Source organism: Actinomyces minihominis (assembly GCF_900187855.1).
Taxonomy (GTDB): Bacteria; Actinomycetota; Actinomycetes; order Actinomycetales; family Actinomycetaceae; genus Scrofimicrobium; species Scrofimicrobium minihominis.
In genome coordinates this window covers 1-12796 of sequence record NZ_FYEG01000007.1, presented here as the reverse complement: position 1 = coordinate 12796, position 12796 = coordinate 1, and the positions used below count along the sequence as shown (strand labels likewise).

The 12796-nt window shown below is 60.3% G+C and carries 11 protein-coding genes and 2 tRNA genes; 9 read left to right on the top strand and 4 right to left on the bottom strand.

Annotation, left to right across the window (positions count from 1 at the left end):
• The first annotated feature begins 85 nt into the window (after positions 1 to 85).
• The 3 genes from CS903_RS07395 to pheA all read left to right on the top strand — a co-directional run bounded on the left by CS903_RS07395 (position 86) and on the right by pheA (position 4042).
• On the top strand, positions 86 to 877 hold the full coding sequence (locus tag CS903_RS07395; RefSeq protein ID WP_099332920.1) for a DedA family protein: 792 nt from the start codon (positions 86 to 88) through the stop codon (positions 875 to 877).
• Entirely contained in the window at positions 874 to 2955 is a 2082-nt protein-coding gene (locus tag CS903_RS07390) for a DUF6541 family protein (protein WP_099332919.1), read from the top strand. Before CS903_RS07395 ends, CS903_RS07390 begins: the two co-directional genes overlap by 4 nt.
• A 73-nt stretch (positions 2956 to 3028) precedes the next feature.
• Positions 3029 to 4042, top strand: a complete 1014-nt coding sequence (pheA, locus tag CS903_RS07385) for a prephenate dehydratase (RefSeq protein ID WP_099332918.1) — start codon at positions 3029 to 3031, stop codon at positions 4040 to 4042.
• A 2-nt stretch (positions 4043 to 4044) separates the two neighbouring features.
• Here the strand turns inward: pheA and CS903_RS07380 are convergent, their stop codons facing one another.
• Positions 4045 to 5400 carry a diacylglycerol/lipid kinase family protein gene (locus CS903_RS07380; RefSeq protein WP_099332917.1) on the bottom strand — a complete coding sequence of 452 codons (1356 nt, stop codon included), beginning with the start codon at positions 5398 to 5400 and terminating at the stop codon, positions 4045 to 4047.
• A 140-nt stretch (positions 5401 to 5540) separates the two neighbouring features.
• Here CS903_RS07380 and serS point away from each other — a divergent pair, with 140 nt between their 5' ends.
• The 4 genes from serS to CS903_RS07360 all read left to right on the top strand — a co-directional run bounded on the left by serS (position 5541) and on the right by CS903_RS07360 (position 9367).
• The gene (serS, locus tag CS903_RS07375; protein ID WP_099332916.1) at positions 5541 to 6818 is read left to right on the top strand and encodes a serine--tRNA ligase; all 1278 of its coding nucleotides are present in this window, start codon (positions 5541 to 5543) and stop codon (positions 6816 to 6818) included.
• A 4-nt stretch (positions 6819 to 6822) separates the two neighbouring features.
• On the top strand, positions 6823 to 7734 hold the full coding sequence (locus CS903_RS07370) for an HAD family hydrolase (protein WP_164996711.1): 912 nt from the start codon (positions 6823 to 6825) through the stop codon (positions 7732 to 7734).
• A 91-nt stretch (positions 7735 to 7825) separates the two neighbouring features.
• Positions 7826 to 9202, top strand: a complete 1377-nt coding sequence (locus CS903_RS07365; protein WP_099332914.1) for an AGE family epimerase/isomerase — start codon at positions 7826 to 7828, stop codon at positions 9200 to 9202.
• Between the two features lie 78 nt (positions 9203 to 9280).
• Positions 9281 to 9367 (top strand) — tRNA-Ser (locus tag CS903_RS07360).
• 280 nt (positions 9368 to 9647) lie between these two features.
• Here the strand turns inward: CS903_RS07360 and CS903_RS09315 are convergent.
• Both CS903_RS09315 and CS903_RS07350 read right to left on the bottom strand, forming a co-directional pair.
• Positions 9648 to 10130, bottom strand: a complete 483-nt coding sequence (locus CS903_RS09315; protein WP_129587627.1) for a hypothetical protein — start codon at positions 10128 to 10130, stop codon at positions 9648 to 9650.
• A gap of 41 nt (positions 10131 to 10171) precedes the next feature.
• The gene (locus CS903_RS07350) at positions 10172 to 10684 is read right to left on the bottom strand and encodes a hypothetical protein (protein WP_099332912.1); all 513 of its coding nucleotides are present in this window, start codon (positions 10682 to 10684) and stop codon (positions 10172 to 10174) included.
• 108 nt (positions 10685 to 10792) lie between these two features.
• On the opposite strand from CS903_RS07350, the gene CS903_RS07345 reads away from it, so the two are divergent.
• Positions 10793 to 11119, top strand: a complete 327-nt coding sequence (locus CS903_RS07345; RefSeq protein WP_099332911.1) for a helix-turn-helix transcriptional regulator — start codon at positions 10793 to 10795, stop codon at positions 11117 to 11119.
• A 294-nt stretch (positions 11120 to 11413) separates the two neighbouring features.
• Here the strand turns inward: CS903_RS07345 and CS903_RS07340 are convergent, their stop codons facing one another.
• On the bottom strand, positions 11414 to 12421 hold the full coding sequence (locus CS903_RS07340; RefSeq protein ID WP_129587626.1) for a hypothetical protein: 1008 nt from the start codon (positions 12419 to 12421) through the stop codon (positions 11414 to 11416).
• An 86-nt stretch (positions 12422 to 12507) separates the two neighbouring features.
• Between CS903_RS07340 and CS903_RS07335 the strand changes: the two genes are divergently transcribed.
• Positions 12508 to 12596, top strand: a tRNA-Ser gene (locus tag CS903_RS07335).
• Positions 12597 to 12796: the final 200 nt, after the last annotated feature.

Genomic DNA, 12796 nt, shown 5'->3' with positions numbered 1-12796 from the left:
TTTGAGATTCGACGCAGTTGGTAGGTTGCCTCCGCTCCCTCTAATAGGATCAAGGCTTGCTGACACACTGGGAACAGAGGTAGTAATGGAGACCGTTTTGGTCCACTCCGCATCGCTTTTTGATGCCACTTTGGTGCCGACGGCCCTGCCGGGCTTGCCGCTTGTGGCGGCCAACTGGTTCGACACACTGGTCGACTGGTTCCGTGACCCCACCACGCTGCTGATTGCCATGGGTCCCTGGGTTCTCCTCGGTGTCGCCATCATCGTTTTCATCGAGTCGGGTGTTCTCTTCCCGGTCCTGCCGGGCGACTCACTTCTGTTCGCAGCCGGCCTGCTGCACACCCAGCTGGGTATCAACATGTGGGTCATGATCGGGATCATCCTGATTGCCGCCTTCCTCGGTTCCCAGGTGGGGTACTTCCTGGGGAAGCGCTACGGACGGGGCCTGTTCAAGGACGATGCGCGCATCCTCAAGACCGAGTACGTGGAGCAGTCGGAAGCCTTCTTCGCCCGCTACGGCGGACGGGCGCTGGTGATTGGCCGTTTCGTCCCGTTCGTGCGAACCTTCGTTCCCCTGGTGGCTGGAATCGCTAAGTATCCCTACCGGAAGTTCCTCGCCTACAGCATGACGGGTGCTCTGCTCTGGGGCGCCGGAGTGACCTGGGCTGGCGCTGCCCTCGGCGGTGTTCCGTTTGTCCATGAGAACCTCGAGGTCATCATCGTCCTCATTGTCATCGTCTCTGTGATCCCCATGGTGGTGGAGATCGTGCTGAGCAAGCGCAGGCAGAAGGCAGAGCAGAAAGCCGGCGAGTCCGCCGAATCTGCTGAACAAGGTGCGGTCGAGGACGAGGTCACCGTGGAGGAGTCTTCCAGGTGAGTGTCCTGGTGGGTTGGATTCCCTGGATCGGACTTGCCGCGGCAATGGTCGTTACCTGGGTTGGAACGACCTACTTCTGGCTGCGCCTAGCGAGGGTCCCGGCCCCGGCTGCGTTTGCAGCTTCGCCCGCTGTGACAACGGCGCTGCTCCTTCCACTCTCACTTCTGTACTACCAGCTTGGCTGGTTCTGGTCGGGGGCTCGGGTTCTTCCCGTCCTCGCCCTCATCGGGGCACTCGGCGGTGCCCTCTTTGCTCGGCGACGCAGGGTGGTCAGCGTCGGGCGCCCACGCTACCGAATGCAGTTCTGGTCCCTTGGCTTTGCTGCTGCGGCGTTCGTCGGCTGGTTGCTGGCCGCTCTTCCCATGATGCTGGTTGCCCCGGCTGGCAACCCGGTGCAGCAGTGGGACCCTTCATTCCACATCAACGGGGTATGGGGAATCACCCAGCTGGGCATCGCCACCCCGACTGCGGCTCTAGCGCATAACTATGGCGGCGGTCTAGCTACTGGCTACCCGGTCGGTTGGCACATCTTTACAGCCCTCTTTGCCACCCCGGGCACAACCGTTGAAGCAACCAATGCCGTCAGCCTGGCGCTTATTGCCGTCTGGGTGGTGGGCAGCGCCATCTACGCCTACACCCTCTATCCCAGCCGTCGTGTGGCCCTGGCAGCTGCGGTGATTGCGGGTGTTCTGCCCTCGATGCCGGCGGATGCCCTCAATGCCTACTCGCAGGCGCCAAACGCAATGTCGGTCGCTCTTCTGCCCGGCGGAGCTGTGATCGTGATTCTTCTGGGTCGCTCGTTCATGAGCTCGCTGCGGGTGGGAACCGACCCCCGCGATTTCCGTTCGGTGACCCCCCTGCGTGCCGCCTCCTGGGGAACCACCGGGCTTCTGCTTGTGGTCGCCCTTGCCACTGTGCTGGGGGGAGTCCAGTCCCACCAGGTTTATGCCTTCAATATCCTCCTCCTGCTGCTCGCCCCGCTTCTGGCCGGTGCCTATCGCCTGGTTGTCGAGGGCGTGCGTACCCGTCGCCCCTGGCTTCTGGGCGGCACGATTGCGGCCTTCGCCCTCTCCGTCGCCGTGTTCATCTGGGTGCAGCTGCGCCCCGAGGTGGGTTCGCTGCGCAGTTACCCGCGCTCCGGTGTGGGTCTGCAGACGGCTATCTCTCAGGCCCTGGTGCCAAACCCGCCCTACGATCTGACCTATGGTCTGATGGCCTACAACTTCGTCATTACCGTCCTGCTGATCCTCGGCATCATCCGCATTGTAGGGGGACGCTTCGGGCAGCTGTCCTGGGCGCCCTGGCCGGGAGGAATGCGCCCGCCGGCATGGCCGATCTGGTCCTATCTGGTCTTCATTACCCTGGTTTTCTTCGCCTATGGACCCGACTGGGAAATTCGCAAGTGGATCGTCGGTCCCTGGTTCTCTGACGGTCGGCGGATCATGGAGGCGATGTCGGTCGCCCTCGTCCCCATCGTCGCGGTTGGTTTTGGTTTGCTGGCGTCCTGGTGTGTCAACTGGTGGAACTTGAAGGTCAGTCGGGGAACCCGCAGCCAGGAGCGGTGGATTTCCGCTGCGCTTGGGGTGATCCTGCTGGTCGGAACCGGGTTTGGTGCCATGGATACGCGGATCAATGAGGCGCGGGGAGTTTTTGATGCCAGTGCTCTGGGCAAGGCGGGAATGGCAGAGCAGTCGGTACTGGACCTGATGGCGACCCTGCCCGACCTGCTTCCGGAAGATGCCGTCGTCCTCGGGGATCCCCAGGCCGGGGTGGTGTATGCGCAGGCTATCGGTCAGCGCTGGGTGTACTTCCCACAGCTGTCCCTGCTGAATGAGGACGTCGAAACCCAGAAGGTGATCGTCAAGCGCTTTGGTGACTTGAACACGGACCCCGAGGTGTGCGAGGCCATTAACAAGGCTGGGATCACCCACTACATGTCCCGTCCGGATGGAGCCTACTTTGGGCGTCTTCGATCCGACCGGATGCCGGGGCTGTACAACGTGAACACCAGCGTCGGTTTCGAACTGGTTGCCGAAGCCGGTGACACTAGGCTCTACGAGATCACTGCGTGTAACTAGGGGACACTTCTCCTCGCGACAGCGCTAGGGTCATCTAGGTCGAGAATGTTCGGTGAGTTAAGGAAGTGTGACGATGGTTCAGAAGGTAGCGGCGGCAACGAACCTGCCCGGCCCCCCTCCTCTGGATGGTGACCTCAAGATTTCATTTCTAGGTCCGTTCGGTACCTTTACGGAGCAGGCCGTGTGGCAGGTCGCCCCCGCCGGGGCTCAGCTGCTGCCCGCCACTTCGGCACCGCAGGCACTTGAGGCCGTTCGAAACGGAGCCGTTGACCGAGCGGTGGTGCCGATCGAGAACTCAATCGAGGGCGGTGTCAACGCCACCATCGACACGCTGTCCCGTGGGGAAAACCTGCATATTGTTGCGGAGATGATTGTGCCGGTTCGGTTCGTCCTTGCCGCACGTCCGGGAACCACCATGGCGGATATTCGCACCGTCGGCACCCATCCGCACGCCTGGGCGCAGTGCCGCATCTGGTCTGAAGAGACGTTGCCCAATGTGGTTCATGTCCCCACCACCTCAACCGCGGCTGCGGCTGAACTCCTGGGGGAACTCAGCGGGGAAAGCGCGGAACTTCCCTTTGACGCCGCCCTCTGCAACGCCACTTCGGTGGAGCGCTACGGCCTGGTTGCACTAGTCACCGATGTGGCCGATAACCCGGGGGCGGTGACCCGCTTCATCATGGCGGCGCGCCCGGGCAGTCTGCCCCCGGCGACCGGGGCCGATAAGACGACCATTCGGGTCAGTTTGCCCTCGGATGAAGCCGGAGCGCTACTGATGATGCTGGAACAGTTCAGTGTCCGGGGCGTCAACCTGTCACGGATCGAGTCACGTCCTTCAGGGAACGGCCTCGGCCATTATGATTTCTCCATCGATATCGCGGGACACGTCGCAGAAGAGCGGGTCCAGGCGGCACTGGTCGGCCTGCACAGGACTTGCCCCAGTGTGCAGTTCCTCGGCTCGTATCCCCGGGTTGACGGGGTGAGGGCGGACGTGCAGCGCGGCACCCACGACACGGATTTTGTGGAGGCGAGGGCGTGGGTTGATGGCCTCACCGGCCGCCTCGGTCACGCCACCACCCACGGGTAGACCTAGATGCGGCGGTCCCAGTCGGGGATGGCCGCGGGCGACCCGGAGGGAACTCGGATCAGCAGCGCCCCCTGGTCAACACGACTAATCACGGTGCGGGCGGTGCCGATGGGATCACCGTCAACCTGGACCGGGTAGGCCTTGGATATATCAACCCGTGCGGTCGGCGTCTGGCGGAACTGCAGGGTAGCCAGATCATTCTTGACGTTAATGGGGTGGAGCCCGGCCTGGTTCCCGAACACCTTGACCGAAAGGTAGAACCAGCCGAGCAAACCACCCTGGGTGTCGATGGCTATGACATCCAACTGGCCGTCATCAATCAGTGCCGCGGGGGCCAGCTGCGCAAACGGCAGCTCACCACAGTTGGCGAACAGCACCGTGCGGGCGCGAATGGGTGTCATGTCCCAGTTCTCAGTGGAACAGGTGTCCGGGGAGGCACCGGACTGGACCCCGAGGACGCCTGTGGCACGAACAGCCTCCTGGACCTTGCTGGGAACACGGAGGCCGCGGCCTGACTTCGCCCCGATGAACTTTCGGTCGCCCTCGGTGCGATAGACGGTGACGGTGGCCTTCATGCGCTCAATTCGCAGGGCCTTGAAAGAGGTCAAGACGTAGGCTGACCAGCCCACCTTCTTCTTCATCTCCGAGGTCGTGTTGGCCATGGTTTGACCGTCGAATCCGACGCCCGCAATGACCAGGTAGGCGTACTCGTTTTCTTCCGGCTCACGAACCCACTCGGGAAGGGTGCGCACCTGCTTGGCACCGGCCTCTACCAGCAGGTGTCCTTCAGCGGGAAACGCCGACTCCTCCTCAACTCGGTCCACACTTAGCCAAGCGAGGTCGACCCGCCGACTGATGGGGGTGAGAGCAAGCCGGATAGCAGGAATGTGGGTGAGGGGGATACCGAGGTTCCGAGCCATCAGGTTGCCCGTCCCCATTGGGAGCAGCGCCATGGGCACCCCCGAGAAAGCCATTCCGGCGGCGACCGCACGAACGGTTCCGTCCCCTCCGGCTGCGACCACCAGGGATGGCTTGTGCCGCAGGGCTTCGATGGCCTGGCCGGTTCCGGGATCCTCAACCGTGGTCTCGATCCAAAATGGGGGACGACCAGTCGCCCTCAGTACCTCTTCCTCAATCTCTGCCTTAAACCGTTCGTAGTTGGTTGGCTTCACGGGGTTGACGACGATCCACACCCCTCCCCCGGCTGCCTTCTTATCCAACTCTTCCGGGTTGGCAGAAGTGGCAGCGGCGGGACGACGCCGGTGTCGAACTACCACGATGGTCATGATCGCAGTTAGCGCGACGATCAGAATCCCACCGAGTATCAGCCAGGCCCACAACCACTCACTTGAAAACATGCCCCCAAGACTAGTCCGATCACCCCCGGCGGGCCGGGGAGTAGCGTTCTCGGTACCCAGTTGAGACGTTTTAGCCAGGCGGATGTGTTCGCTTGCCCACGAGTCCGAGGCCGGGGCGGCGGCGGCGGTAGAATGGGCTCATGATTGATATGCGGTTGCTTCGTGAGGATCCAGATACGGTTCGCCGGTCACAGGAGGCCAGGGGTGAGGACGTGAGTCTTGTCGACTCCCTTCTTGCTGCTGATGAAGAGCGCAGAAGTGCGCTTCAAGAGTATGAGAGCCTGCGCGCCGAACAGAAGACAGTCTCTCGAAACATCGGTAAGGCCAAGCCGGAAGACCGTCAGCACGCCCTTGATGCAGCCAGGGAACTTTCGGTTCAGGTGGCGGCAGCCAAGGATTTCGCCGATGCTGCCGAAGCTCGCTTCAACGACTACAACATGAAGATCTCCAATGTTGTCGAGGACGGCGTGCCGGCAGGTGGCGCTGATGACTTCAAGGTTCTGCGTCATGAGGGGCCGAAGCCTCGCGACTTTGCCGCTGAGGGTTTCGCCCCGAAGGACCACCTCGAACTTGGTGAGGGGCTCAGGGCCATTGACGTCAAACGAGGCGCCAAGGTCTCTGGCAGTCGTTTCTACTATCTCAGCGGGATCGGCGCGCGCCTTGAACTGGCACTGTTGACCATGGCGGTTGACCAGGCGACAGCCGCGGGTTTTGACCTGCAGATCACCCCCACCCTGGTGAAGCCTGAGATCATGCGGGGCACCGGTTTCCTCGGGGAACACTCGGATGAGATCTACTACCTTCCCGCCGATGACCTCTACCTGGTTGGCACCTCTGAAGTGGCGCTTGCGGGCTATCACGAGGGCGAGATTCTGGATCTCACCAACGGACCCCTGCGCTACGCGGGCTGGTCCACCTGCTACCGCCGTGAGGCCGGAGCTGCGGGACGCGACACCCGCGGTATCATCCGCGTGCACCAGTTCAACAAGGTTGAGATGTTCTCCTACGCCAAGCCGGAGGACGCGGTAGAGGAACACCAGCGTCTCCTCGCCATGGAAGAGGAAATGCTGCGTAAGGTCGAACTGCCCTACCGGGTTATCGACACCGCGGCTGGCGACCTTGGCGCTTCAGCCGCTCGCAAGTTTGACTGCGAGGCGTGGCTGCCCACCCAGGAGCGCTGGATGGAGGTCACCTCGACCTCGAACTGCACCACGTTCCAGGCCCGCCGCCTCTCGGTGCGTCAGCGCACCGAAGAGGGAATCGGAGCGGTAGCCACCCTGAACGGAACCCTTGCGACAACCCGCTGGCTGGTGGCAATGCTAGAGAACCACCAGAACGAGGACGGTTCGGTTAATATCCCTGCAGCCCTGCGCCCCTACCTCGGCGGTCTCGAAGTCATGACCCCTAAGGTTGGCTGATTCTTTGACACTGCAGCTGATTACGCCCCCGCCCCACCAGGGGCCCGGGCTGCCCTATGGAGAGCAGGTGGAGAATGCTCGACTCGCTCTTCCAGGGGACCTGCCGCAGGATCCCTCGCAGCTTCTCGTCGCCCTCGACGTTGACGGAACGCTACTGACCGCCGAGGGTGCTTCACCGAATGTGCGACGCACCGTCGGCTCAGCCATTGACGCCGGTATGAACCTGGTGATCGCTACCGGTCGCGGCATTCCTGCCACCCGTCCGGTGTTTGAAGAGCTGGAGCTGAATGAGGGGTACTCGGTGTCCTCAAACGGGGCCCAGACGATTCGCTGGTCTCGTCAGCACAATGGGCAGCTCACCTACGACAAGGTGGGTGAGGTCTACTTTGACCCGCGCGCGGCAGTCGAGGCCATCCTCGCAGTCATTCCGGGCACCCACCTGGCTATGGACTGCGGCAACGAACGCATGAATGTGAACCTTGAGTTTCCACCGGGTGAACTGGCATCGATCCAGGATCTTCGTGATCTGGAGCAGCTGCTGGTGGATCCGGCGGTTCGCATGGTAATTCGCGCCCCGTGGATGAGTCGGGAAGAATTTGCGGAGGCGATTGCCGCCGCGGATCTCTCTGAGTTTGAGTGCGCTATCGGCTGGACGGCCTGGGCCGATGTTACCGCGCTTGGCACCACCAAGGCTCAGAGCCTAAAGGGCCTAGCCGAGCTTCTTGGCATCCACCCGCGCGGGACCATCGCCATTGGGGATGGCAGTAATGACATCGCCATGCTGAACTGGGCTGCGCACGGGGTCGCCATGGGCGGGGCAGCCCCCGAGGTGGTGGCGGCGGCAAAGACCACGACCGGAGCCGTGGACCACGACGGGGCCGCTGCGGTCCTGGACGCCCTCCTCGAGAGGTACTAAGTCTTAGAAAACCACCTGGTTGGCTAGTACGATTGGTCCGGTAACCCCGAGCGGCGTTGCTCTCTACTATCTCCCCAAAAAGGTGGAAAACATGGGTTGGTTGGAGTCAATCGAGCATAATCGATGGCTTTCGCGGCAGCTGCAGGACCTTTTGGTTCATGGACATGCCGCCTGGGCTCCAACCGGATATGGATACTTCACTCCCGAGGGGAAGCTTGATGTCGGGCGTCCCATCGACCTTGCCATCACCGCACGAATGACGTTCGCGTTTTCGCTGGGCGTCCTCCTGGGCATTCCTGGAAGTCGCCGCTACGCCGACCACGGAGTTCGCTGCATGCAGACGTACTTTCGTGACCGAGAGTTTGGCGGTTGGTTCACTGCCATCGACCACGATCCGAATGAGGACGGACACGGCGTGCCCTGGCGGGATGGTGGCGATGAGAAGTGGCAGTATGCCCAGTCCTTTCTGATTTTGGCGGCAGCAACCGCAACCAACGCCAACCGTCCGGGGGCTCACGAGCTGTTGAACGACGCCCTCAACGAACAGCTGCGCCACTGGTATGACGAAAAAACAGGCCTGGTGGTAGACCGTTACAGCCGGGATTGGTCCTACTGTGAGCCATACCGGGGTATGAATGCTCTGATGCACACCGTTGAGGCATACCTGGCGGCGTCCGAGGCGGTTCAGGACCTTGAGTGGACCCAGAGGGCCGAACGGATGCTTAGTTTTGCCTACCGTGAGGCCAGTCAGCACAACTGGCGCGTCCCAGAGCATCACGATGAGAACTGGAATCCGCTCCTGGAATTCAACCGGGACAACCCAAACACGCCGCACTACCCCTACGGTTACGTGATTGGGCATGGCATGGAGCTGGCGCGCCTCGGCGTTCAACTGCGCGGGGCGCTGAGGGAAGAGGGGCTCAAAGAGCCAAGTTTCCTCGGCCCCGGTGCCGTCGAACTGTTTGAGCGGGCACGGAAGGATGGGTGGCGCCGTAACGGCCAACCCGGCTTCCTTTACACGGTTGATTTTGAGGGCGAACCGGTCCTCACAGACCGACTCCAGTGGGTCCTCTGCGAAGGTATCTGCGCGGCCGTTTCCCTGCGTCGGGCCACTCTGGACAGCGGGGGGCACGCCGGTGATATCGAGGCCTTTGAGCACTCGTATCACTCGTGGATCGACTACCTCAACGACTACATGATGCTGGATCCGGGTGTGATTGCCCGACAGCTCAACGAACACAATGAACCGATGGGGGGGACGATCTCAGCTCGCCCCGATATTTACCACACGATTCAGGCCTTCCTAATCGGTAGGGTGCCGATTTGGCCTCCGATTGGTGCAGCTTTGGCACGGGGACTTCTTGATAAGCCCGAAGGGGCGCCCAGCCGACCCCAAAGCAGGCGTCACCGGGCAGAGTCCGCGGGGAAGCCCTTCTTTTCTTGGGGAAGAGACCAGCACCGCATCTAGTGCTAAGAATGTTGCCTGGGTCGCAGAACCACCCGATCGGTTTCTGCTTCTGCCCCGGCATCGTTAGAATGAAGCGCCGGAGAGTTGACCGAGTGGCCGAAGGTGATGGTCTTGAAAACCATTGTGTCAGCAATGGCACCAAGGGTTCGAATCCCTTACTCTCCGCGAGTGAAACCCTGGAATCAGATGGTTCCAGGGTTTCTTTCTTGGCTACGCCAGCACTGATTACCTATTTCATGCTACGGGGACATTAGTCGTCCCCGGCCCGCTGGCGTCCTAAGGGCCCAACCAATGGCAAAAGTGGCGGGACATGGAATGAACTTTGTCCCGCCACTTCACACTGTTGAGGTGACCGCCGACTCTCGACTTTCAGTCTTGCAAGGCAGGCACGAGCAGCAGGCGGCCGTGCTACTAGCCTCTCTCGAGGCACGTCTTGGGTCGGGCGCTACCGCTGCTTCTTACGTGGGAGTACCAGTGCTTTGATGCCGAAGATGACCATCACGATTGAGACAGCAAACGAAATGATTAGGCCAAATCCGACACCCAGGTCGCCTTCAAGGAGGCCAGAGCCGACAATGATTGTCAAGATCGACCCGCCTGAAATATAGAGGAGTATTGCTCCAGCAATGAGGCCGATGACACCGGCGGCGACTCGCATTGATCTGCGGGGCAGAGCGAGCCAGATAACTGTGAGTACTGCGGTAGCCGTTAGGGCACTTAGAGGGAGGATTGCTTGTTGAGAGCTCCACGATGCAAAATAGTTGTCGCTCAGTCCAGACAAAGTGACCCACGGCAGGAAAAACGAGGCGAACCCAATGATGGATGCGATAAGTAGCGTCAGGGCTGTGCCTTTGCGGGCCTGTGATACTACAGGTGAAGCCGGGGGCATTGACATGATGGGCGCCGTTCTTGGAGATTGAGTACTCATAGAGTTGTCCTTGTCTTTGGTCGTGAGGTTGGTGGAGACCACTACTCGCAGATTGCTTCTAGCGCGGTTGTGGCATCACTGATGTCGGTCATAGCCTCGTAGTACTCAGCCAAAGCGCTAATGTCATCGTTGGCGATCTTCTCGGCAGACTCCATGGCAACCTTGTAGGCATTCCCAAGGGTGACGACTGCGTTCTTTACCTCTGAGTCGGAAATTTTCTCACCTGCTGCAGCGAGGGCTTCCCCGTACAGCTTGAGGGACTCATACTGAGCCTGGTCGTAATCAGTTTCGTCTGAAAGGCTGCTCAGAATCTCCATGGAAGCATCAGAAAGTGCTCCGAGAGCGGCAAGGCAGGCCTCTTCATTGTTGGCTGGTTCTGTCGCAGGCTGCTCTTCGACCACTTCTTCTTCAACGACCTCTTCGGTGGGTGACGTCGTCTCTGTGACAGTCGTGGTCTCTGTAGTTTCGGGTGGAGGGGTGTTCTCGCTTGAGCAGGAGGCGAGCCCTAAGGCGAGACCTGCAATGGCAATGATTGAAAGAAAATGACGCTTCATTTTGATCCCGTGTCTTCTCGTAAGTGCGTAGTGGAGTTCCTTCCACAGTAGAAGAAAACCTCGTTATATATGGTCGTTTTTTCATTACGTTTTGGACACTCTTGAGATATGGATTGGGACGCCGATGCCGCACGCAGTTTCGGCAAACATCTGCCCGAGCTGCGTAAAGAGGCTCATTTGAGTCAAGCACGGCTAGGCCATCAGTCAGGGATCACCAAGAACCAAGTACAGCTAATCGAAGCTGGTCGTGGGTCGTCTCGTGAGGGCGGTCCGATCTCAAATCCGCGAATGAAAACTCTCTTTGGATTGGCAAATGCCCTCGGAATCGGCGTGGAAGGACTCCTCGGCCATGAATGTGACGGGGAGACACAAGCCCCGAGCGATGGGCAGGGGGAGGTTTCAACTCCTGATTTGGATGTTGCCGTGCCGGATTGACCTCAGGTATCGCCGGAAGCATGCTTTGGGAGATTCTTGTTTCTTTGCCGAACCTACGGGGTGGCAGTCGTCGAGTGCCGTAATTCGTTAGGGACGGAACCGTCCAGAAAACAGTCCGACCCTCAAATGGCCTTCAAAAATCGAGAGTAAGGGATTCGAACCCTTAGGCCCTTTGTCCGGGGTTTGGGATGAGCCCATGCTTCGATAGGCACCCGAAGAAGTGCGCCCATTGTTGATGGGCAACTTTCATAACGGTGAGTCTGTTTGATTTTGAGGATGGATCACCCTCGGCATTTACGCGGTCCGTCCTCGGCCCCCGAAAAAGTAGGTGATGAGGGCGATGGCGAGCATGAGGACCGCCACGCCAATCGCAATGCCAGAGGCCGTGTGTAAGGAACCTGTCAGAGGACCGGAAAGCATTGACCACACCTGTGTGGATACCGACTGGGCGTCGGCATCACTGAGGACGGCCAGATGTTGCGTGCCAAACCCAGGGACCGCGCCTGCAAGCAGGAACGTGGTCCCGAACGTAAGTAGGGCCGTAATCCCAGCCATCAGCAGTCGGCCGGGTGCAAGAAGCACAGCCAGAAGAGCGCAGACGATAGCCAGGGCGAGTAAGACACCGCTCGCTCCACTCGAGAGTGAGTACAGCTTCTGCAGTACCGGCAAGTTGTAAAGCTCGGCGATCGGGATCTCTAAGTTGAGCTGCGGAATGTACTGAGCCCACCACTGTCCCTCTTCCGTCAGGGTTTGCTTGAGTACCTCCGTGAGCGGAGCAACCTGGATGGTGAGCAGAGCTCCGCCCTCGGGGCCGAGAGGTGCTTCCCTCGTCCCTGCCAGGGTGCCGATTAGCTGCCCGTGAACCTCGGCCATGCCCGCTGACCAGAGTGGGGGGAATGAGTCGGATTGGAGGAACTGCATGGTGGCATCTGCGACGATGCCTGCAACGGAGTCGGTGAGGTCGGCAACCATCTGATCCAGCGTGTCGGTTGCATTGGAGCCGAGTGGGAGCTGGTCCAGAAGGCCCGCGGCACCCCCGGCGATGCCTTCCAGGGTGGTGAATGCAGTGCTGTCACTGAGTGCGTCGGTTACCGCTGTGGCTGCGCTGTCTGCAATGAAGTCTTGAAACTGGGGGCTGTATGCCAGCGGTTCAAGGGTTGCGACAAAAGCCTCCGTATCGAGGATCTCGTTTTTCATCCAGTTGGTGACCAGCAGGGCAGGCACGGACACTGCGGTCAGAAGCGCGAATAGAACCGCTCCGACCCAGCGTAGGGCGCCGACCAATCCGGATGTTTTCCCCAAGATTCTCCCTAAAGTTTTGTGACCTACATAGCGATTTCACCGTTGATTGGTCCCACTTCAATCTACGAAGTATCATAGGAGCGCCTGGAGACGTCGCATAGCCAGGTCGAGTGCGCCTCCCTGCTAAGGAGGTAGGGGTTCACGCCCCTCGGGGGTTCAAATCCCCCCGTCTCCGCGTTGGGAATGCCCCGGAATCCTTGAGATTCCGGGGCATTTTCGCGTCTGCGCAAACTCTGACTCCCATTTCGGGCTTATAGGACAGCTGGTGTTGCTCGCGGGTCGGGTTGTGCTTGTGATGGTGCGACAAAGTCGGGGTTGAAGTTGGTGGTTGCCAACTTGAAGGTCGGACAGTTTGTGTTGCTGTGGGGTTTAGTT